The organism is Pseudomonas sp. HPB0071, assembly GCF_000478505.2.
Taxonomy (GTDB): domain Bacteria; phylum Pseudomonadota; class Gammaproteobacteria; order Pseudomonadales; family Pseudomonadaceae; genus Chryseomonas; species Chryseomonas luteola.
The window spans coordinates 44,894-66,439 of record NZ_KI517371.1 but is presented as its reverse complement, the minus strand read 5'-3'; the positions used below and the strand labels follow the sequence as shown (position 1 = coordinate 66,439).

Annotated in this window: 19 protein-coding genes and 1 pseudogene; 10 read left to right on the top strand and 10 right to left on the bottom strand. The window is 51.4% G+C overall.

Features of this window, described 5'->3' with window-relative positions; translation table 11 throughout:
- Positions 1–98: 98 nt before the first annotated feature.
- From HMPREF1487_RS27140 to HMPREF1487_RS26570, 4 genes and pseudogenes are all read right to left on the bottom strand, one after another.
- Positions 99–904 (bottom strand): IS5 family transposase gene (locus HMPREF1487_RS27140; protein ID WP_154982434.1). Its coding sequence is split into 2 segments (ribosomal slippage): positions 99–574 and positions 574–904, totalling 807 coding nucleotides; the frame shifts between segments, so codons are not numbered across the junction.
- 31 nt (positions 905–935) lie between these two features.
- Positions 936–1,223 carry a phytochrome family protein gene (locus HMPREF1487_RS25820; RefSeq protein ID WP_010799754.1) on the bottom strand — a complete coding sequence of 96 codons (288 nt, stop codon included), beginning with the start codon at positions 1,221–1,223 and terminating at the stop codon, positions 936–938.
- Positions 1,224–2,002: 779 nt separating this feature from the next.
- Positions 2,003–2,364: pseudogene (locus HMPREF1487_RS28215) on the bottom strand (hypothetical protein); the annotation flags it as partial.
- 102 nt (positions 2,365–2,466) lie between these two features.
- A complete protein-coding gene (locus HMPREF1487_RS26570; RefSeq protein ID WP_154982433.1) occupies positions 2,467–3,036 on the bottom strand; it encodes an HD domain-containing protein in 570 nt (189 codons plus the stop codon).
- Between the two features lie 107 nt (positions 3,037–3,143).
- On the opposite strand from HMPREF1487_RS26570, the gene HMPREF1487_RS25805 reads away from it, so the two are divergent.
- From HMPREF1487_RS25805 to HMPREF1487_RS25785, 5 genes are all read left to right on the top strand, one after another.
- Positions 3,144–4,013 carry a BrxR family helix-turn-helix transcriptional regulator gene (locus tag HMPREF1487_RS25805; protein WP_010799750.1) on the top strand — a complete coding sequence of 290 codons (870 nt, stop codon included), beginning with the start codon at positions 3,144–3,146 and terminating at the stop codon, positions 4,011–4,013.
- 469 nt (positions 4,014–4,482) lie between these two features.
- Complete coding sequence (locus HMPREF1487_RS25800; RefSeq protein ID WP_010799749.1) at positions 4,483–4,785, top strand: type II toxin-antitoxin system HigB family toxin; 303 nt, start codon at positions 4,483–4,485, stop codon at positions 4,783–4,785.
- 55 nt (positions 4,786–4,840) lie between these two features.
- Positions 4,841–5,245, top strand: a complete 405-nt coding sequence (locus HMPREF1487_RS25795) for a helix-turn-helix domain-containing protein (protein WP_010799748.1) — start codon at positions 4,841–4,843, stop codon at positions 5,243–5,245.
- Positions 5,246–5,881: 636 nt separating this feature from the next.
- The gene (locus HMPREF1487_RS25790; RefSeq protein ID WP_010799747.1) at positions 5,882–6,652 is read left to right on the top strand and encodes a ubiquinol-cytochrome C chaperone family protein; all 771 of its coding nucleotides are present in this window, start codon (positions 5,882–5,884) and stop codon (positions 6,650–6,652) included.
- Positions 6,645–7,595: a hypothetical protein gene (locus HMPREF1487_RS25785; RefSeq protein ID WP_010799746.1), complete on the top strand. Its 951-nt coding sequence runs from the start codon at positions 6,645–6,647 to the stop codon at positions 7,593–7,595. Before HMPREF1487_RS25790 ends, HMPREF1487_RS25785 begins: the two co-directional genes overlap by 8 nt.
- A 350-nt stretch (positions 7,596–7,945) precedes the next feature.
- On the opposite strand, the gene HMPREF1487_RS25780 is transcribed toward HMPREF1487_RS25785, so the two are convergent.
- Complete coding sequence (locus HMPREF1487_RS25780) at positions 7,946–8,668, bottom strand: hypothetical protein (protein WP_010799745.1); 723 nt, start codon at positions 8,666–8,668, stop codon at positions 7,946–7,948.
- Between the two features lie 149 nt (positions 8,669–8,817).
- Between HMPREF1487_RS25780 and HMPREF1487_RS25775 the strand changes: the two genes are divergently transcribed.
- On the top strand, positions 8,818–9,147 hold the full coding sequence (locus HMPREF1487_RS25775; protein ID WP_010799744.1) for a cyclic-phosphate processing receiver domain-containing protein: 330 nt from the start codon (positions 8,818–8,820) through the stop codon (positions 9,145–9,147).
- 295 nt (positions 9,148–9,442) lie between these two features.
- Positions 9,443–9,736, top strand: a complete 294-nt coding sequence (locus tag HMPREF1487_RS27635; protein ID WP_177325237.1) for a hypothetical protein — start codon at positions 9,443–9,445, stop codon at positions 9,734–9,736.
- 538 nt (positions 9,737–10,274) lie between these two features.
- Here the strand turns inward: HMPREF1487_RS27635 and HMPREF1487_RS25770 are convergent.
- The 5 genes from HMPREF1487_RS25770 to HMPREF1487_RS27630 form a co-directional block, all read right to left on the bottom strand.
- The gene (locus HMPREF1487_RS25770) at positions 10,275–13,268 is read right to left on the bottom strand and encodes an AAA family ATPase (protein ID WP_010799742.1); all 2,994 of its coding nucleotides are present in this window, start codon (positions 13,266–13,268) and stop codon (positions 10,275–10,277) included.
- Positions 13,265–13,858, bottom strand: a complete 594-nt coding sequence (locus tag HMPREF1487_RS25765; RefSeq protein WP_010799741.1) for an ABC-three component system middle component 1 — start codon at positions 13,856–13,858, stop codon at positions 13,265–13,267. Before HMPREF1487_RS25765 ends, HMPREF1487_RS25770 begins: the two co-directional genes overlap by 4 nt.
- Positions 13,852–15,798, bottom strand: a complete 1,947-nt coding sequence (locus tag HMPREF1487_RS25760) for an ABC-three component system protein (protein WP_010799740.1) — start codon at positions 15,796–15,798, stop codon at positions 13,852–13,854. Before HMPREF1487_RS25760 ends, HMPREF1487_RS25765 begins: the two co-directional genes overlap by 7 nt.
- A gap of 346 nt (positions 15,799–16,144) precedes the next feature.
- The gene (locus tag HMPREF1487_RS25755; protein ID WP_010799739.1) at positions 16,145–17,068 is read right to left on the bottom strand and encodes a Kiwa anti-phage protein KwaB-like domain-containing protein; all 924 of its coding nucleotides are present in this window, start codon (positions 17,066–17,068) and stop codon (positions 16,145–16,147) included.
- A 3-nt stretch (positions 17,069–17,071) separates the two neighbouring features.
- Positions 17,072–17,650 carry a hypothetical protein gene (locus HMPREF1487_RS27630; RefSeq protein ID WP_010799738.1) on the bottom strand — a complete coding sequence of 193 codons (579 nt, stop codon included), beginning with the start codon at positions 17,648–17,650 and terminating at the stop codon, positions 17,072–17,074.
- 214 nt (positions 17,651–17,864) lie between these two features.
- Between HMPREF1487_RS27630 and HMPREF1487_RS25745 the strand changes: the two genes are divergently transcribed.
- Genes HMPREF1487_RS25745 through HMPREF1487_RS25735 form a run of 3 tightly spaced genes read left to right on the top strand, consistent with a single transcriptional unit; the run spans position 17,865 to position 21,489 of the window.
- Positions 17,865–18,341 carry a hypothetical protein gene (locus HMPREF1487_RS25745; protein ID WP_010799737.1) on the top strand — a complete coding sequence of 159 codons (477 nt, stop codon included), beginning with the start codon at positions 17,865–17,867 and terminating at the stop codon, positions 18,339–18,341.
- A gap of 44 nt (positions 18,342–18,385) precedes the next feature.
- A complete protein-coding gene (gene hsdR, locus HMPREF1487_RS25740) occupies positions 18,386–20,761 on the top strand; it encodes an EcoAI/FtnUII family type I restriction enzme subunit R (protein ID WP_010799736.1) in 2,376 nt (791 codons plus the stop codon).
- Complete coding sequence (locus HMPREF1487_RS25735; protein WP_010799735.1) at positions 20,761–21,489, top strand: DUF3800 domain-containing protein; 729 nt, start codon at positions 20,761–20,763, stop codon at positions 21,487–21,489. The genes hsdR and HMPREF1487_RS25735 overlap by 1 nt, the downstream gene beginning before the upstream one ends.
- Positions 21,490–21,546 lie beyond the last annotated feature (57 nt).

Genomic DNA, 21,546 nt, shown 5'->3' with positions numbered 1-21,546 from the left:
CTCGGTCGCTGCAGCCTGGGTATGGCTGGCCAATGCGCGTATCTTGCTCAATAGACTGGCTTGAAAGGTTTTGTTTTGTCTACACCCTCTAAGAGCCGCTAACAAAACCTCTCTAATGACCGTAGACAGATGATGCTACACGCCAGCGATAACAGGGCTCGGTGAGTATCTAACCTGCGCTCAAAACGGATACGCAGCTTGCCCATACCGGCCAACCAGGCATGGGTACGCTCCACCACCCAGCGATGCTGGCCAAGTCGTTCCTTGCTATCTACCCCTTTACGGGCGATTCGATCAGCGATCCCTCGCGTGCGCAGATATCTGTGGCAGCGCTCTATGTCATACGCTTTGTCAGCGTGTAGCTTCTCAGGCCAACGCCTGGCTCTACTGGGTTTGTCTCTAGGTGTAGGTAAGGCATCAACCAGCGGCTCGAACATAATCGAGTCATGTCGATTAGCTCCGCTGACATAGAAGGCAAGCGGCACACCGTTACGGTCGGTAATCAGGTGCCGCTTGCTGTCAAGTTTGCCTCGATCTGTCGGGTTTGGGCCGGTGCATAGGCCCCCCGGGGGCTGGATACGCTGGCAGCATCCACGCTGGCCCGGCTCAGATCCAAACAATCGGCGTCGCGCAGCTCTTCGAGCAAGACACGATGCAAGCGGTGCCAGACACCGCACGCTTGCCATTGCTTAAGACGCCTCCAGCAGGTCATACCGCTGCCATAGCCAAGTTCCTGGGGTAGATCTTCCCAGGGAATGCCGGTACGCAGGACAAATACGATGCCATTAAGGGCGAGCTCATCCTCCAGGCGAGGACGACCGCCTTTGGGTGAGAGTTTATGCTCTGGTAATAGCGGCTTGATGCGCTTCCACAGCGCAGCCGTAATCTCTTTGCGATGTCTCATGCCTCTATCGTGGACATAGCCAAGCTTAGATTCAAGGGGGTTTTGTTAGCGGCTCTAAATACACGGGCTCAGCTTGGTCAGGCTCAACCAGTGAAAGAGAGGCGGCGGCTTTAGCCCCCAGAACCGTAGCGACAGCCTGCCCCAGCAAATCATCAGGGGCCTTGGATAAGAAGGCTAAGGTATCACCGGCTACCTGTTGGATAACCTGCGTGTGAGGGTCAACTGCCAGCAAAACACCGTGTGGTTGAACTGATCCAGGAATATGAATTGGCTCTTTATCACACTGGGAAAGATCAAGGGGCTGGGTTGTTTGATCCATAACAAAAGGTACGCCTGTGGCCGGTGTACGGGTAAAGCAACAGCCTCATGCACGCCTGGCTGCGGCTTCGCTTGCTCTAGGTCTGAGTCAAGACGCCACCATTGGTTCGTTAAAGTTTGCCTTTTTGGCAGGTCTGCTATTTTAACAAAACATTAAGAGCGGAGATGGTTGGATGGATAAGGCAAACTTGTCAGCCGCGCGTCTGTATCAATCACCTTGACCAGAAGGCAGTGCTTTTCCGTTTGCTAGGCTGGGTGTACGAGGAGAGAGATGGGTATAACAATAGAAAAGCGCTTTCTTGAAGCTGACTGGGTTGTCAGACTCAATCATATGAAAGTGGCATTTTCAACTGAAGCGCAGGCCCGGGCCTATGCGGATCGGTTGCATGCTCGATTAAGTGCCACTCATACAGCTCCCATAGGGGGGTATGAAGCATGAGCTAAACAAACCCTCAGAAAACAGGAATAGCCTGATCAATTCTGACGGTTCCGCCTGTTAGCCTCTTCAGCTATGCGGCGAGCCCTTTTCTCTAGGGAACTTGTGCTACTCGTCTTTTTTGTAAACCAAGCCTTTATGCATAAAAAGAAAATAAACAGGCCACTAAAAATTGAAAGTGCTACTACCCAAGTGTTATAGGCCGCAGCGCTGGGAATACTCTCAATTAAAAGCCATGGCAGGAGCACTACGGCAATCAATATAAGAGCTAATGGAATGGTAAAGCGCATCTTGTCTTCCGGGCAAAGCGAGCATTTTACCATGTGCCCTATATCCAAGCCGAGTTAATGGATTGAGGCAGGCCACAGAGGCAAACAAGGTAAATACAGATTAACGGGGTAGAACCCCTTGAGATTGGCCTGAATCAGATTGTCGAAGGCGCCTCCATCAAGTCGGGTCAGCTTGGGCATGTAGCGCGAGTAGACGCGGAGCAGCATCTCGGTAGTCGGGGACCCATCTGCCGAGCGATCCACCCCGGCTTTTCACCCGCAGCCAGCCATAGGGTCGCGGCTGTATGGCGAGTCTGATAAGGGCGCCGCTCACGCAATCCTAAGTGGCGAAGCAGAGGAAACCAGATCCTGTTATTGATGTTGCGATATGAATAAGGCGTGCCTTCTCGAGAACAGAAAACAAAATGACCAGTGCCTTATGGACCGGCCCATGGCTAACCTGCAATTTTTATTCAAGTAATAGCACTGATTGGCAAAGCGTGTTTAATGCCTAAAGGCAATTATACTTGCTCTAGCTATTAGCCTGCTTTAAGCATTACCCGCGTGACAACATCCTTAAGGGCCTTGTACGGTATCAGGGGGTATTTTGAGAAACCCCAGATAAGCGACTCGTAATAACTGACCGCGGTCAGCCTGTGATGGGCACTCCTATAACGTGCATCGCCCGCATGAAGGGCACGTAACAAGCGGTTCGCGCCGTCAATGGCCGAGCAAACACTGACCAATAGGGAGTCGTGCTGCATCTCGGCTAGGTGGTCCATAAGTAGGCCTGAGTCCACTGGCTCAAGATAGCCTTGCTTTGGCATGAGCAAACCGCATTCCAATACGATGCGCAGCACGCGGCCGCCAAACTGACGATGAATACGCGAGACATGAGTGGGCTGATGCCCGTGGACATGGCCTAGAAGTAGGGCAGCGATGACCTGTTCTTCATCACCGCCGTTTTCCATCACCAGCGCAGCGGTACCCATGGCTTGAGCAAGATTCTGCTCACCTCTGTTATATGCGGCTACTGCTTGGGCAAACGCAATAAAAAGGTTGCCAGTGCCATAGGCGTCCTTGCTTCTCTGCATCAATGTACTGCTCAAGATTGTTGCTTCCTGACTATTCGGTAAGTCAAACGATATGTATCCTGAGACGACACGTCTACCGTGTAGACGTGTACAGGTAAACAATTCGTACAGATGAGGAAGACATGAAAAGGCAGCAGTCCTTGGACCAGATTCGCTGGGATCTGGCCCTGCGGTATCGACTGATCGAAACCATTGCCTGGTGGGAGGGACGCCTGACCACAGGACACCTGATGCAGAGTTTTGGCATCAGTCGCCAGCAGGCCTCAAAAGATATTAATACCTACCTCACCGAGCATGCGCCCAATAACCTTACATATGACCGATACCTAAAGGGCTACAAGCCTTCGGCTACGTTCAGGCCACGGTTTATTGATGGCAGTGCTGGGGCTTACCTGCACATGATCAATCAGAACCGTGAAAAGGCGGCACATATCAGCGGTCTGGCGGTTGCCTATTCTCACATTGAGCTACTGGACGTACCTGATCGGACCATTAGGCCCGAAGTGCTCCGGCCCATCCTCAAGGCCTGCCGGGAAGGGCTGCGATTAGAAACCGAGTACGTCTCGATGTCGACTCCAACCCGAGAAATCCGGGTCATGGCGCCCCACACTCTAGTCTATGATGGGCTACGCTGGCACGTCCGGGCCTACTGTGAAAAGAACAAGGGCTACCGGGACTTCGTACTGAGTCGCTTTCGCGGTGAGCCGGATCTAATGGACCCCACCACCCATGGCCAGAGCGAGGATGAGGGCTGGAATACCGAGCTTGAGGTGATCCTTGCTCCAGACACCCGCTTAAGCGATGAGCAAAAGGAGATTATCGCAGCCGACTTTGGCATGGAAAAGGGCCGGCTCGTCATTCCAACCCGCGGTGCGCTGGTGCCTTATGTACTCAAACGCTACCAGTTAAGCACCGATAGCGTTGCAGCAAACGCTGTTGCTCAACAAATCTATGTTGAGAATGGAGAGCTATTAAAGAAGTGGCTCATCTGAAATAAAGAGCGCCACGTTGGCGCTCTCCTTAAGCCTCTCGAATAGATCATGACCCTACGTTCTGTCTGAAAAATCGATTTGCTAGGCTGTCTTGTCTTTTCCAGGTGGAAATCAGAAATGACAAGCTGTTACCGGGTGACGTAACCATGAATAGCAGCTGCAAGAACGTGCAGGCAGAGGGGACGTACGGGCCCGTTAAGGGCAGCGTGTATAAACCATCTGGATGACGTAGCGGCAAATTTGATTACCGGCAACGTGAGTACTTTTATCACGCATTATCTGTATATAACTGTATATGAAAGAATATCCCCTAGAGCCCCATATAGCGGTCCTTTTAGCAAGTCTGTTGTCGTTTCGGACTCAGGCCAGGCGCTTCAAAAATAGATCAACAACCTAAATATCGCATGTTGCGATAAATCTAGTAATGTCCTATCCTTTGTTTATCGCAAATTGCTATACGGGATAAGGGATGCGGATCATCAGTGAAGCCCATATTCGGGAGGCGAAGGAAAAGTGGCCGCATGCAGCCAACGCATTGGAGAAATGGCGAGAGCTGATTAAGAAAAGTCACTTCAAGGACTTTGCGGCGCTAAAGCAGGCCAATCCCGCACTGGACCTGTTTAAAGGTAAGAACATCGATCTGCATATTTTCGATATCGGCGGTAACAAGATTCGCATCATTGCCAAGGTAGATTTTGAGTGCCAGCTACTGTTTATCAAACACGTGTTAGATCACAAGGAATACGACGCCGGTAACTGGAAAAAGACGTAGTAAGGGTATGCCAGAGCTGGCAAGACGCCAAAACGCTAACCTGAAGGATCTGATTATGAGCGCACTACTAAAACAAGCTATTGAACATTGGGACTTTGTAGCACCACTGCTGCAAAAGCCCAAAAATGACGACGAATATCGGATCATGGCTGAGTCCGTGGACGAACTGCTGGAAATCATTGGCAGGGATGAGAATCACCCGCTGAAAAGCCTTCTGCTGCGGATGGCGGATTTACTGGAAGCCTATGACGCAGAAACCTACCCCGATGAACCTTCCGATCCCAAGGGAATGCTGGCTTTCCTGATGGAACAGCACAAGTTGCGTCAGAGTGACTTGCCGGAAGTAGGTACCCAGTCAGTTGTTTCCGAGATCCTAAGCGGCAAGCGTGAACTGAACGTCCGCCAGATCAAGGCACTGTGTGAACGTTTCGGCTGTAGCCCGGCAGTATTCATGCCGTGACGAATAAGGAGCTGCTTATAACCGTCGAACCCCGGCCAGTTGAAGAGCTCAACGGCCCGCAAGCAATACAGTTTAGCGGACCTGATTGTGCAGTAGTTCCTATATCGACACTGAACGTAAAGAGCTAGGCGCTTGAGCCAGCATGGAGCCGATACGGCTTGACCAGATGTATGGAGCCTTGGGGACGTGGTTATAGTTGACCTGACAGGCAACTTGACCATCTCTTGAGTTTAATTAGGCCCAAAGCCCCTACCCCCGGCATGCATTAACCAACTCCGCTTGGTCAATCAAAAGGCCGAAGCTCTTAAAGTGAAGCAAGCTTAACCTCAGCCGTGACTTGCATGGCCATAAAAGTGGTCGGAGCAGGAAATTCTAGTAAGAGGCAGGGCACTGGCGATGTCTGATATTCAAGCTGGACATAGCCTAAGACCGTTCGGAAGCATCCATGACCTGAAACGCCTCCCACGGGGCGTAAACATGCGAAGAATTAAAGTTGAATTCTACCAAGACGATACCTTCTGCGGCGTTGGAATTTAATCATCGGGTCATAGGTTGTCCTATTCAAGCTTGGTCGAAAGCAAGGCTGCTTAAAGGGAAGCTTGACTCTTCCACTCAGTACTACAAGGAGTTGTCGCAATGAGCGACATTGATTACAGTAATACCCGACAGCTGTTGCAACAAGCTAGCAATGAGGACTTGGAGCTCCTTGTCGAGTACATCCTCAAAGCTAAGACCGAGTCTCTTTCTAACAGTGTGGGCTTTAAGCGCTGGCATCCTGACCACCGGCATTATGCTAGCGAGATTTTCGATGAGCTACGTTTGTTTGGCGGCAATAGTTTCGCCAATGTGTGGCGCAAGAGCGGACCTTCCTACACCGAGTTAGTCCGAGATGTCGCTGGCAAGTTCAAGGTCAAGAATACTTCCGCGTTAGAGCTGATCGAGCTGGAAGAGGCTTTGGTGCAATCCATCCTGAGACAGGCATTGAAAAAGTCGTCCGGTGAAGATCGCCGTGCCCTTGAGGAGATTTTGCGCGAAGCGGGTCTCGACAGCACGAAGATGATGGCTCTACTAAACGGCTCATCACTTTCCGCTCTAGTTGTGCCAGCAGTGGCACGGATGATCCTTTTTCAGACTTCGACAGTGATTGTTAATTCTATGGCGACCCAGTTGCTAGGACATGGTTTGCGCAGTGCAGTAGTTGCAGGTGGCACTTTTGCTGGCGGGCGAGTTGTTGCAGCGTTGGCTGGGCCTGTTGGTTGGGTAATCGCTGGCGTGTGGACGGCTGTCGATCTTGCAGGGCCGGCTTATCGTGTCACCATTCCTTGCGTGCTACATATCTCCATGTTGCGTTTAAAGACCCGAGCGTTGGCAGCTACTCAGTTTATGGAAGGCAAATTTGATGGCTGAGCTAAATGTAATCTTCGATGTGCCCGAAACGATTGTCGAGGGGCTGAAGAATGGAGTACTTGAACGAGTTGGCGGTGTGATCCGTAAGGTGAGCGATAAGCAGATCGTCATGTGGCTACAAGAAGGCGTGTTGCTGGAGCGCGATACAGCCGAGCAGTTGCTAGAACAGGGATCGGAGCAGATCCAGTTATTGCGTGAGCAGGCTGATCAATTGCAACTGCTTGGCGTCCATCAACAGATTTTAATGGGGCTGCAGGTTGCCAACCTGGCAGTGAGCGTCGCTGGTTTTGCACTGACACTTTATAAGCTGCAAGGTATTGAAAATCAGCTCAAACACCTGGATGGTAAGCTTGATAGTATCCGCCGTGGAGTAGAGTGGCTTAATGCCAAGCAGATGATCGAGCGCTTGGCCCCGCTAGATGCTGCATTGCAGCATCTGCGCGATGCAGAACTGTACTGCAATACTAGCTTGATGCAACAACAACTACTCATTGCCAGCGACCGGCTGGCCGAAGGGCAAAGCTATTTTTCGGGACTGATCCGGCAGGTTCAGGGCCAGGGTCTAGAGTGCGTCCAAGCTGCTGAATTGGGCGCGGCCTACCGTGGCTGGGTTATGTCTGCTCAGGGACGAATGCAGGTTCTTGCCCGTTTAGGGGAAGTGCCTCTCGCTGCAAAGGTGGCCAGTGATTTCAAGGCGTTACATGGAGATTTCGGCAGGCAGCTGCAGCAACATCTTGCTGATCCGTCATCGCTAGTGCGATCCGGTGATAATCACGAGGGCTACAGTCGCCTATTAGGTATGGCTCGGCAGGCAGTCGGCGCACATGAAATTATTCATGGCAATATGCTGCAACTGGAGTTCATGCGTGACGAACGTTTGGAGTTGCCGGCCATTAATGCTCCAGTAGGATATCAGGGGCTGGCGTTCTGCCGAGTTAGTTGAAAACTGTAAATTGATAATGTAGTGGGAGTACTTGCATCTGTTCACAGCGTTTGTCGTTACGGTGTTAATTTCCCGTCGCGATATTTCCTAACGAAACTCAAAAGCCATCTACTGACAACCCGTCTCTAAATGACGAGCCAGTTTGATGGCTTCTCGTTTGTCTTTTAAGGCTTCATTTATCGCGCTTGGATGTAAAAAAACAACTTTGACGGCTTTTGGTTTCCTCAAAAAGCCAATCCAGAAGTTCCCCGCTAACACTTAACACATATGGCAAAGGTGTTTCGCATAATGCGTATTGAGTTAAATAGGCAGGGCGGCACAGGTACGTACCGCCACGCTTATGTAGAAGCTTAAGCCAGCTCTCTAGAAAGTGAGGTGCTGAGGCTAGGTCTATCGCTAATAGCCGCAAGAAAAGTATCGAGGCCATTTTTCCCGTTCCGACGTGGACGATTCCACCATGCGGAAGATGGATGAACGGTTGATTTAACCGTTACCCCATGGGAACGCAAAACATCATCCAGGTCAGCCGATCTCGCTGCCTTCCAACCTAGCGAGGTGCAGAAGATGGCTAAGTCTGGTTTAAGGACTGATACTACCTGGGCAACAACCTCTGCGCTGCGTATGACATCAAGCGGGGCTACCCGTATCGAATCACCAGTAATCTGAGCGGGACGCTGGAAATAATTCATATAAGCGATTTCACCAAAAGGCCCATCAGCACATCCGTGCCCTATCCCTTTTGTCTCTAACGCTTTGGCAATGTTGCGATAAATCGCTTTCGACTTACGTTTCCAATTCGTCGCGATACAGTTAGAAACGGTGCCTCTCGTTCTAAACCAATTTAAGTCTTCTTCAAAAACATTAGTAAGGTCAACGCCGGCATACCAAGCTATTGGATCCAGATGATACGTGCTGCCATCCTTAAGGTAATGGCTTTCCCCAATGACAAGTAGCTTAGAGTTGGCATCACGGTAGTTTTTACCAATCCAGGGTAGAAGGCTTGGATAGAGAACAAAATGATCAATCGCTTCTAGCTGTGCGTCGTAAGAGGCGTCATGAGGTACTGAAGACATCTTTATCCCTGATATCAAAATAGAAAGCGTAAGCTGACTGTTTAAATGATTTCATTATGATATCGATCAGGGTGAAAGAAACTGTAACTGGGTTGGATGACTAATCTGCTTTCAATCTTTTCAGAGCTCATCGATCACGAGGCCTACCAATGAAAATTTACCTGGATGATGAGCGTGCTACGCCTGATGGGTGGCACCGAGCATATTGGCCCGAAGAGGTTATCAGTCATCTACAAAATGGCTATGTAACAGAAGTCAGTCTCGACCACGACCTGGGAGACGATGTCCACGGTACCGGCTATGACGTCATCTTATGGATCGAAGAAGCTGTAGCACTAAATGGATTCATTCCACCCAAGATTCATGTCCACTCGGCTAACTCATCCGCCGTAGCAAAGATGTTGGCTGGAGTTGAAGCCATAGAAAGACTAGCTTACTCAGGTCAAGCTTTTCTTAGTGAGAATCGCACGGATAGCTAAAGGCTTACACGGTATAGCGGCAAGCTGCTCTATTGCACCCTCAGTAAAGCCCGTAATCTACACCTATCAACTGCAGCACAGGATGTGCTCAGAGAGATCAAGGATGATTGATCATCGCCTGGATGGCAGCTCGACAGGACGTTGAGTATGATCAACAAGAACCCGCTTCGGCGGGTTTTTTGTTGCCTGTAAGAAACAGTGAGTCATATTTATATGAAGTTTTCCGCGGCAGCTATTTACGTCCTAAATTGAGCCCTAGGGTAAACATTCCTAGCTGCAGTATCTGGTGAAAGACATGCCCTTACCCATGACGGACCGGCAACAGGATTTGTTAGCTGTGCTTTTAAGACGTGCCCCAAAAGCAGGCTATATCGCTTTGGTAGTAGGTGATGCATTGGATTCTGCACGAGCTCCTATTAATGACGGTTATCTACTACGAGACATTACAACTGCTCTTTTTGAGCGTTGGGCAAAGGACCCTGCCGGAATGACTCCTACTGTTCAGGAGCATTTAGAAATCTGGCGTGACTGCGGGGCATTAAGCAGCGCCTCGTATGAATCATTGATAGAAAAAATAAAGTACAGATAGCTGATGGTTAACAGGGTCATTGCCGTCCAGCCGTACGTAACAAACCTAATAACGACTGTAGCTCAGCACCTGGCGCGCGCAGTCGTCCCCCCACCACGCCTGCGGGATAAATAGGTCGTTTTTTCTGCACCCCTGCACAGGGCTCTACGCGTCCCACAGCGGGCCTGCGCGGCGTTTTCAGGCACAGGCAAACCCTGCAAAACCCTGCAGTGTTTTAACTTTTTGACTGAGGTCTATGCCATCGCTGGTATAGTCATTAGACGTAGCGATTTAGAGGTGTAGCCGTATAAGTCGCTTTGCCTATTTATCGCTACATCTGAATGACCCATTTTAGGTGTAGTCGCTGGAGTACACCCTAATGACTACAAGGCCCTAAGTGGCAGCTATCGGCCAAAAGCGGTCATTCCCCAAGAGCTGTTTTCGGCCCCAAGATGGCGAATCTATAGATGCGTATCTACCGCTGCGCGAAACCAAACCTCCGTTAGGGCTTGGCTCGCGCTCAGCTTGCACTAAAATCGACGCCCGAAATATATCTGCATTATTGAATGCGCGGTTTCCAGCCCCCTTCTTGCGCAGTGACACCATTTTCAGTCGGCACGAGCGTCCAAATCTTCGCCTCAATCCCATCGTTTTGCAGCTTGCGCAGGAAGTAACGCGCCTGCAGAGCATCATGGGTAGCGATCACGACCTGAAAACCATGATCAACGATGTAGTCACGCAGCAAATCGAAAACCGCAGAGGCATGCACCAGGTCGTGGTGCTGAGTCGGGTCGTCCAACAACAGTGCTTTCCAAGGAGACCACGGATGACTCATGGCCATTGAGAGTAGGAAGGTCAGTTGAAGATCCGTCAACTGTGCCTCACTCGCGATATCATGTACTGGTACCGCTTTATCGCCAAGCGGTACAGAAACGCCGGCACGATCCTTGTTATAAGAGCTGAAGAACTTCAGGTTTGCCTCATGGAACCTGGACTCCCGCACAACTCGTTTCAGCAGCGCCTGCCAGCGGGGTACCACCTTGCCGACATGCTTCTGAACGTTCTCAATTTCTTTCTTGAGTGAGCCATCCAGCAAATCCATCGCGTCCGAGATCAAGGTCAATCGCAAGAAGCTGGATCGTGCCGCGTTGATGCTGTCATTGAGGAAAGCTTCAAAGGCCTCTTCTGAACGGTCAAGACGCTGAGCATCAATCAGCCGCTGGGCCAGTTGTGATTCATTCAACTTGGCCCAAGCAGAAATTTCTACCCCAATGCCTTCGAGTGTTGAAACATAGCCCTCTAGGAGGGTCAACGTAGCGCGCAGCGTTGCTTCACGGGCTTGCGCAGCTTCTGCAAGTGGGTCGCCGGTCAACTCCAGCTCTTGCCAGCTTGCCCGGAATTGAAGAAGGAGCGTTTGAACCCTTCTGATTTCTTCCTCAATCCCTTGGACAACGGCTGATGACTCAAGCAACTGATGCTGTTGGGTGTCCAGGGAGGATTGCACAGTCCCGACCTTACCGTTGAGATCGCTGATATGCTGTTCTAGCTGAGCTTTTGCTGCAGTGAGTTGCTCAAGCGTACGAGCCAGCGGTTCCCCAGAGGTGAGCGCGGCCAGTGCGGCGACTGCTTGATCCAGTCGTGTGGCCGCTTGGCTCTGTTGAACTCGGGCCAAGTCAAGCATGTGCTGTGCCGAGTTGAATGCTCGCTCGGTTTGTTCAAAGGCTTCAGGGGTAGGGAGAACGTCCAACGCCGCTCGCTGATCAGCCAAACGCTTTTTGGCAGGAGCAATACTATCGAGTTGCTGCCTGAGCGCCTCCCTTGCCAACGGGAGCGAGTCACTAGCCAAAATCGGGTCGGTACGAAACTGCGAAACTTGCCGTCCCAGCTCCTGGCGGCTGGACTCCAAAACACCCAACTCTCCTCGACTGAGGTCTATCGCTTGCTGCGCTTTCTCAACCGCGACCTCACTGGCCGTTAACGCTTCCACCGCAGCCCGCAATTGCTGCTCAGCTGAGGTCAAACTAGGATTGATCGCCTCAAGGGCTTGAGCCACACGGAACTGAAGTTTGGCTGCACCATGCGGCTCCAGACAAAGCGGGCATTTATCTTGGTCAGCGGGAAGATGTTGCGCTATGGCTGCAACAGCCTGACGGATTGCGTCGGCGGAAGAACTGAGCATCTCATAGTGTGATCGGGCAGTGGCCTCCGCAACCTTACACGTCTCATACGAGGAACGTTCGGCATCTCGATCGATGCTCTGTTTATCGATGAGCACTTCGAGAGCTGTGATTTGCTGAACAACCTCGCTGATCCGCTGCTCAGTGGCCTGCCAGTCGGCAAGCATTAGTCGACCCGCGTCCAGGCGCTGCTCGGTCTGACTAATGCCCTGAAGCTGGGCGTCAATTTGAGCATGCTGGTTACGAACACGTTGGTTGTACTCATGCTGCTCGCGAAGTACGCGAGAACCTTTTTCGGCCTCACGTAGGGCAGCAATCGCTGACGTCAACGCATCATTACGGTGATCGATCTCCTGTTTGGCAGTTGTTTCTCCGATTAGGCGCTCAAGTTGCTGCGCGATACTGGCGAGTTCTTGCTGTGCAGAGTGGATACTGGCCTTATGCTCCTGCAATGCGGCACTGCTTTGAGCCCTTGTAGTTGTGTGGCGGTCAAACGTTTCACTCACTACTGTGAAGTCTGCATTGAGCTTTTCAAGCTGCTCCCGCGCCGCAACGTAGCTTTCAACAAGATCATTTACCAAGGCGAGGTTTGAGATTTGCGTCCGAGCCCGCTCGACCTTTCCTTTCAAAATCTCGGACAGTGCGGAATGTGCAATTGTTAGCTCCTCCTGGCTCACAGGCCCGGTCAACAAGCCAGGCGGAATCTGACTCAAGCTTTGCGTCTGGTTCGCAGCGTCAGAGAGAATGTCCGCAATTCGATCGCGCGGACGCAATGCACCTACTGCACCAGCAGCGGCGATGTCACGCTCTTCAAGCAGACGATTCCACTTGTTCAAATCAGCCTCATGCCCCATCAGCACTTCTTCTGCGCGGGCTTTTTGCTCCGTGAGCGACCGTCGCACAGCTGCGAGGTTGGCGCGAGCTTTAGAACCGTCGCGACTAATCGGCAGCTTCGCCAGCTGGGATCCGGCTTCCTTTTCTTCCGCATTGACGATCCATCCGTTCTCCCTCTGATCCAAAAGGTGGGTTAGTCGTAATAAGAATGGGATGTCACTTGCGGACACATTAGGAAAGACGCTGCTTAAGTCTCCGTCCTGGCTGACCTTGCCCGCTGCAGTGACACGTGATGTCGCGGTAAGCTCAGAAAAATTCAGTCTGACTGCCGCTGCGGTCTGATCATCACGAATGATGTGGGCAATGTCGTCACGAAGCCGTGCGATTTTCCCGGTCAGACCAAACTCGATCGCCTCAAATACGGTTGTTTTGCCCGTACCATTCGGTGCGAGCAAAATAGTCGCTCCAGGACTCAGCTCAATGGTGACGTCAGACCCGAATTTACGCAGGTTCGACAGGGTGATGGAATTCAACTTACTCACGACTGAGCCTCGCTTTCACTCAGCGAATCGGTAAGGACACGCACCACATCCGCTCCGTTTTTGTTGGTCAGAAGCTGTGCTCTCCAGGCAGCGATGTGTGGAGCCGACCAAGGGTGCGCATTGGACAGCGTGTTCAACGCCGACACCAAAGGGTCGCTAAGCGTCTCGACATCGCCAGCAGGATCCAAAGCCGCCAAGAATGTCCGGTTAAGAAAATCACCAGCCGCTTCAGATTCGCGCACGACAACCTTGCGGCAAAATCTGTCATCAGTCTCAATCCGAGCAGCATCATCCTTGGCGATACCGCTGATCATCAGAAACATATAGAGGTCTGCAGTCTCAGGCTCCGGCAGCACATCTCGGACATCGGCGGCCCACTGGTTGGCTGCCTGCAGGGCCTTTAGTGGAAGCTCGATGAGCAGAACCGTCCGCCAGCCCGCCCGTTCGATGTAGGAGCGCTTGAGCCGAAGAACATGCGAGTCGTACTCGACCTCAGGCAGCATAAGCTCCGTTACGTCCCGGGGACACACGTCATACCGACCCTCTACACGCTGAATGATTGCGCTAGCCAATTCCTGCACTGTCAGCATGATAAGTGCCCTTCCCCCTTAGCTTCGATTGCTGCTTCGCGCGCGTCGCGCCAAGCATCCCAATGACGTTTGAATTGCCGCTGTAGCTGGGTGAGTGTCCCGGTACGCAGGTACTTGAGCACCTCAAATCGTGTCACCAGCAACCTGGGCTGTCGCTCAGCTGCCATGCTGTTACTGGTTTCAAAATCATCAGCCATTCCGGACTCGAGCAGGCTCGTGGGAGACCCTTCGACGCCCGCAAGAATGACTACCGGTGCCGGTGAAGGCCCTAAAACAGCCGTTAGCTCATCGGCAACAGGCCTGGCACCGCTGTTATCGCCGGATGCGCCTGACCAGTTTTTCAACGCGATGCTGCGAACCTCCCCTAGATCTGGGATTTCGAGCCAATTGCCGTCGTCATTACCGATCGCGACGCACACCAGAAGCAGCATTAAAATGGCGGTTTCCATCAGATCTGCAGTACGAGGCCCGACGCGCAGCGCGTGCTTCCCGTCCAGACCTTCTGTTTTAGGGTACATCAGTTGCTCAAACAACAAATCACGCGCAGTGGCGTCAGCTGTAAGCTCAGCGGCCCAAGAGCGCCACTTCGGTTCCAATGCTGCAAGTAATGGCGTGTCGGACACCGAGTTCAATCTAGTCGTGATGCGGCTTTGTAGCTGCTCCCACACAAGATCATTCATTGCCCTGTGAAGTGCTGAAGATTCATCTCGTGCCTCCAGGATCGTCGAGAGCTCGCGACCCGACGCACAGGACAGCGCTTCTGAATTGTCTATCCAAGGAAGCTCATCGAGGTCACTTTCGCTGATCCCAAGCGTTCTACCCAGTTCGTTCCCGGCACCTTGGCGCCAGAGCGGCTCACCCAAAAGCAGGCAATGACTACCGCTTTTCAAGTGCAGAGCCAAGCGAAGGATAGCGGAGGGAAGGGCCACTGTATTTGGCGTCGGCGGGCAATACGTAGCGTGCAGCCGCAGCTTTCTGTTGTTACCGCCCGCCGTCCAGTGGTGACCGACAATTTCCGTAGCTGCATGGGACACTGGCAAGCCCGTCGTACCATTTAGGTTGTGGGTACCGGCGACCATCCAACTCGACCCAGCCAGCGGCTTCATGAGGTATTGCGTCCAGGTCATAGCATCTGACCGGCGTGCGTCTTTGAGATGGTTGGCCATCGCATAACAGCTGATGGCGTTAACATCCGTGGTACTTGTAGAAATGTATCCCACTAGCTTCTCAAGGGTTGCCCGCGGATCATTGAAGTGCCGTCCTAACGACTCGCACGCACGCTCTTCAAGGTTTTCTTCTCCCCCAACGGCATGGATCGTGAGTGTCCGCATCGTTTGTCGAACATGATCCCAGTCGGTAAAGCCGCACCATGTTGTCAACCATTTGTAGACGTTTTGCGTTGGGATATCGGGGCGGCTAGATAGGGCAGCCAGATCAAGGCCGTCCTGCTTGCAGAGCCGACAAAACTCATGCAAGTGGTTGGCGGTGATGAAGTCGCTCGATTTGCCCTTGATGACGACTTCCAAGCCGAGCAAGATGAGTGAAAAGGCACGGGCTGGCGGCTGCTTGGACTGCGGAGTGAGACTCCAGACAGACAAGCTCTGCATGGCCTTATCAAGCTCAGAGTCGATTTTGCTATCGAGCGGGACAGCTGACGCATTGCTGCCGCCCTTGGGCTTATAGGACTTAATGTAGTCGGCTTTATCGATGTGCTTATCGCTGAAGGGAGTCGTCTGCCGCTTGATCTGGAAGTGCTCGTAGTGCTCATCCGCATGGTAAATAACCACGTCATCCCATTCGCCGATACCGCCCTGCTCGGCGCCGATCAGCAACGGTGCAGTGCGTCCATCCAGGTATTTGTCCACCATGTCCGATAAACGTTGAGCAATTACCAGCTTCTCGTAGTGGCCTTTTTGCTCAAGCCGGAACCTTCTAATCATTCTGAATCCCTTCAAGCATTTCGGTACTCAAGGCACCAATGGCAGGTGGCTACATGATAGCGAGACGGCTTGGCCGAAGGACAGGGCTCTCGACGTCTCGCCGTATTTAGTAAGCAGCTGGCTTTAGAGTCTAGCCTGCGAGCAGTCAACTCAGCGCTGTAAGAAAGCTGCCTGGTTCAGGCTTGTTACGACAGGCTGCTTTTGGCCGATAGCGGTCACTCAGGTCACAAGGGTAGCCCCAAATAACTATTGGGCTGTTACAGGGCGGCTACGCGCAACGGACGTTATGGTAAATCCATATTGGTTATGGTAGACCACAGGGTGTATATAGGCTCCGTCGTTTCAATCATGCGACAGGATTAGCCGAAGGTACATCAAAATCATCTCCAGTTAATTCTGAGTGCAGCCTTTGATTCAGCAATACTTGTATTATTGTTCGTGCCGAGTCGACTGATGGAATGATCCTACCTTCATTATCAAAAGCTATGCTCCATTGTCGCTCTTGGCTGATTTGACGCAACTTTTCCATGAAGACCGCGTCATTATAATAGCCCCGCTCTTGAACTACGGCCATTCTTCGCAAATGCATTGTATTGGTTCCTACATAATCAACAAGAATTCTTATGTCTGAGAAGATGGCTTGAAACCCTGCATCAGCTTGGAGATCGGCAAATGAAGTTACGTATGTTTGCTTATATTCTAAAATCGATTCAAAGTTACCTTTATTTAGAACTAAGATATCTTTATTTAATACAAAAAAGTCGAATCGCTTGGGGATGATAAATGCCTGATCATTCGCCAGATCAAGTTGGTTACGGTTAAGTACAAGATTAAGGAGTTGCGCGCGTTTTTTGACTTTCCAGTCGTTGCCCAGGCGGCAGACGCAATAGAGTGTATCCTCGCCAATGCTCAGCCGAATTAGATAACCTAAGCTTCCTTCCAGATCTGAAAGATTTTCAATGCGATGCTCTTGGGGCGGTTGGCTTACAAGCTCCTCAAGCTTAGGAAAAATGGTCTCATCGGACTCAAGGTATAAACAAGAACTTTCATTAGTCATTGTGAGCAGACTGTAGTCATCAATCTCAGTGCAACGATCAATGCATTGACGAGCGATACGGCTTAACTCATTTTTCAAATCTGAAGTTACGACAACTGATAAGGCACGGAATTTAGCATTTTTGCTAGCGCTCTTTTTGAATGCCCAAACGCTGACTATAGCGTTTTGAAGATCTAAACCTTGGAGCTTGTTCAACACATCAATTGCAGCCATCGCCTACTCCTTTTTTGTAAGAACGTAAATTCCTTGAATGACGCATGAATTGAGAGTATTTCCTGGATAGACTCTAGTTTTGGCAAGCGCGATTACACTACGTTCTTTACCGGATGTGATTATTTCCAACTCATGTAATTGCCAACCTATTGCTAGCAACAGGGGATTCATCAATATTTGCCCTGAACGATAAGTTATAAGAAACATCCAGGATAAGAAGACTAAAAAACCATAGAATTTACCGTTACTTCCTAAATCAAGCCCCATAAACGAAACGACGTAAGGGAAAACGTAATTGATAAGGTCATTAGGTACCGTTTTCGCTTCTCTAACGGTGAGTTCATCATCGGATGGTAAACTTTTTAAAACCCAAGTAAAGAAGGCGAGGCTAATTAAGCAAAGGATGAATAACGGTAGAGAGCGGTCTGGGTTCATTAATGTTGGAAGAGTGCAGTTGTCTAGTGACCAACAAATAGATTGCTTCCAGGTGGCTTCAGAGACATCTTGAAGCAGTAAGATCACGCTCAGAGGAAAATAAGAGCCTAAAAACAGGAAGATTGCTGGAAGGATCTTGACCTTCATCGCGTCCGCTCCCTGGCGTATACATCAATGGAAGACATTTAGAGAGATACTAGATCAGGCTCGCTCTAACTGCTATGAAAAAGCGACTAAAGCGCTTTGTTTGCTATTTTAATTAGCGGATAGGTTTAGACTTAGTATCAATATTTTAGGCTTTCGTACTGTTGTAGTTTACTGGTTTACATACGAGCATAGGGGTTGCCAAGGAGGCAGGGGTATGAAGGAATCGTACAAGCTGGTGGAGTCACTCAACAAAAACCGACTTAAACCGCTTATTGATAGCAAGAAGCTTCTTTTTTCTCCGCTCTATAGCGAGGCTTTAAGCTTTGCAATCGAGCAATTCCTGACCCATAAAAACCTGACGTGTCTGGAGACACTCATCAACGTCTTTGAGGATAGACAGTACAAACTGTTTGCAGCGCACTGGGTCGAAGAACGACTCGGTCTAAAGTGTTCAGCCAAGGCTGAGTCATACAAGCTATCCAGAACGGATGCCCTGCCCAATGACAAGCTATCCTTAAAGGTAAGCTTAGAGCTGTTTGCCAAAAATGGCTTCAAGTCCAAGGAAAGCCCGCAGCCGAGTGCAGGTAAACCCGGTTCGGGTAAAGCCGGCAGGAAAGGGGCAAAAAGAGTCGACATGTTAGACTCCTGGGCCAGACTGCCTGGGTGCTATGGTACAGGCAAAAGGCAATAGGCTGTCTTCCAGGATGCCTAGGCTAGTAAAGGATTTTGGAGTTCATGGATAAAAAGCAGCTATCCGAGCGGGACATTTGTACCAAGTTCATCACGCCGGCCATTGAACAGGCGGGATGGGATATCCAAAAGCAGGTCCGTGAGGAAGTCAGCTTTACCAAAGGCCGCATTATCGTGCGGGGTAAACTGCATAGCCGTGGCGAGTCTCGGCGGGCAGATTACATCCTTTACCATAAGCCAAACCTACCCCTTGCGGTTATCGAGGCCAAGGATAACAAGCACACCGTTGGCCACGGCATCCAGCAAGCGCAGGCTTATGCCGAAGCGCTGGACGTACCTTTTGTATTTAGCAGTAACGGCGATGGTTTCCTGTTCCACGACCGGAGCGATACTGGTACCCAGAAGGAAACCCACCTGAGCCTGGCCCAGTTTCCAAGCCCTGACGAGCTCTGGCAGCGCTACTGCCAATGGAAAGGCCTGGAAGGCGACGCCCAGCAGAAGGTCGAAGCGCCCTACTACGATGACGGCTCAGGCCGCATGCCCCGCTATTACCAGACCAATGCCATCAACCGTACGGTAGAGGCCGTTGCCAGAGGTCAGGACCGTATCCTGTTGGTAATGGCTACCGGAACCGGCAAGACCTATACAGCGTTCCAGATTATTTGGCGGTTGTGGAAGTCCAAACAGAAGAAGCGGATCCTGTTCCTCGCTGACCGGAATATTCTCGTTGACCAAACTCGGAACAACGATTTCAAGCCCTTCGGTCAAGCGATGACCAAGATCAGCAAGCGTCAGATCGATACCTCGTATGAAGTGTATCTGTCGCTCTATCAGGCGGTGACGGGTAACGACGAAGAGCGCAATGTCTACAAGCAGTTCTCACCGGACTTCTTTGACTTGGTGGTGATTGATGAATGCCACCGGGGAAGCGCCGCCGAGGATTCAGCCTGGCGTGAAATCCTTGAATACTTCAAGAACGCGACCCATGTTGGCCTTACCGCAACGCCCAAGGAAACCAAGGAAGTATCCAGCATCACTTACTTTGGGGAGCCAGTGTATAGCTATACCCTGAAGCAGGGTATTGAGGATGGCTTCCTTGCCCCCTACAAAGTCGTTCGTATTGATTTTGACCGAGACCTGCAGGGGTGGCGTCCGCCTAAGGGCATGGTCGACAAAAATGGGCAGCTGATCGAAGACCGGATCTATAACCTGCAGGACATGGACCGCACCCTGGTTATCGAAGCCCGAACGCAGCTGGTGGCACAGAAGGTCACGGAGTTTCTCAAGGCAACCGACCCTATGCAAAAGACCATCATCTTTTGCGATGACATTAACCACGCTGAGCGTATGCGTGAGGCCCTGGTTAACCTTAACCCCCAGCAAGTAGCCAAGAACCGTAAATACATCATGCGGATCACCGGCGATGAGCTGGAGGGCAAGGCTGAGCTGGACAACTTCATTGATCCTGAGAACCCCTATCCCGTTATTGCTACCACCAGCAAGCTGATGACCACGGGGGTGGATGCCCAGACCTGCAAGCTGGTGGTGCTTGATCAGCACATCAAGTCGATGACCGAGTTCAAGCAGATCATTGGCCGTGGTACCCGGATCAATGAGGAGCATAACAAGTTCTGGTTCACCATCATGGATTTCAAGAAGGCTACCGAGCTCTTTGCTGACCCGGCCTTTGATGGTGAGCCTGTCGTGATCTACAGCCCTGACGGCGGCGAGCCTCCTGTTCCACCGGAAGACACCACCAAGGAAGGTGATGGCGTTACTGCAGGCGGCACCGGCTCTAGTGATATCGAACCTGAGCCAGAGGAGGGACAGAAACGCGTCAAGTACGTTATTGATAACCTTACCATCTCAGTGATTGGCGAGCGCGTCATGTATTACGGGCCTGACGGTAAGCTCATTACCGAATCTCTGCATGACTACACCCGTACCTGCGTTAAAAAGCAGTACGCCTCACTCGATGACTTCCTGCGTCACTGGAGTACCGCTGAACAGAAGAAAGCGATCATTGATGAACTGGCCAGCCAGGGCGTCCTGTGGGAAGCATTAGCGGAAGAGGTCGAGAAGAAGCGCGGTGCCACACTGGATCCGTTTGATCTGATCTGTCACATCGTCTTTGACCAACCGCCCCTTACCCGCAAGGAGCGCGCCGAACAGGTCAAGAAGCGCAACTATTTCACCAAGTACCAGGGTGCAGCACGGCAGGTGCTAGAAGCCTTGCTGGAAAAATATGCGGATACCGGTATTGAACACATTGAGGACATCAAAATCCTGCGGCTTGATCCCTTTCGCTCACTGGGCTCACCCGTAGAGCTCCTGACTGCATTCGGCGGCAAACCTGGCTATCAGCAAGCCATCCAGCAGTTGGAGCAGGCACTGTACGACGCAGGCAATGGGGCAGCTTGATGTCGTTTAGTGATTACATCGTGTATGTGGACGAGAGCGGGGATCATGGCCTCGCGTCGCTAGACCCCAACTACCCTGTCTTTGTCCTGGCATTCTGCATTTTTGCCAAGCAACACTACAGCGAGCGGGTAGTCCCTGCGCTCCAGGCCTTCAAGTTTCGTCACTTCGGCCATGACCTTGTTATTCTGCACGAGCATGAGATCCGTAAGGAGGCTGGGGACTTCAAGCTCTTCCGAAGTCGACAAGAGAAGAATGCGTTTCTCAATGAGCTGACTGTGATCATTGAAGAAGCCGACTTTACCCTGGTTGCCTGTGTGATTGAGAAAGAGCGGCTTCTCCAGCGCTACGCCTCTCCCAACAATCCCTATCATCTGGCCCTCGCATTTGGCCTGGAGCGGGTCTATCGATTCCTGGAAAGCCAAGGACAAGGCGATCGGCTAACACATATCGTTGTGGAGTGCCGCGGCAGGAAGGAAGATGATGAGCTCGAGCTTGAGTTTCGGCGCATCTGTGACGGCGCAAATTGGTTTAATAAGCCACTGCCCTTGGCTATTCGCTTTGCTGACAAGAAGACCAACTCTGCAGGGCTACAGCTAGCCGATATGGTTGCCCGTCCCATCGGTTTATCGGTTTTGCGCCCCGACCAGCCCAACCGGGCCTATGATGTGCTCCGCAAAAAACTCTATGGCGGAGAAAAGGCGGGATGGGGATTAAAATGCTTCCCCTAAAAAGCGAAAGGCCCCGGTGATCACACCGAGGCCCAGACGCCGACCGGGTAACTCCCA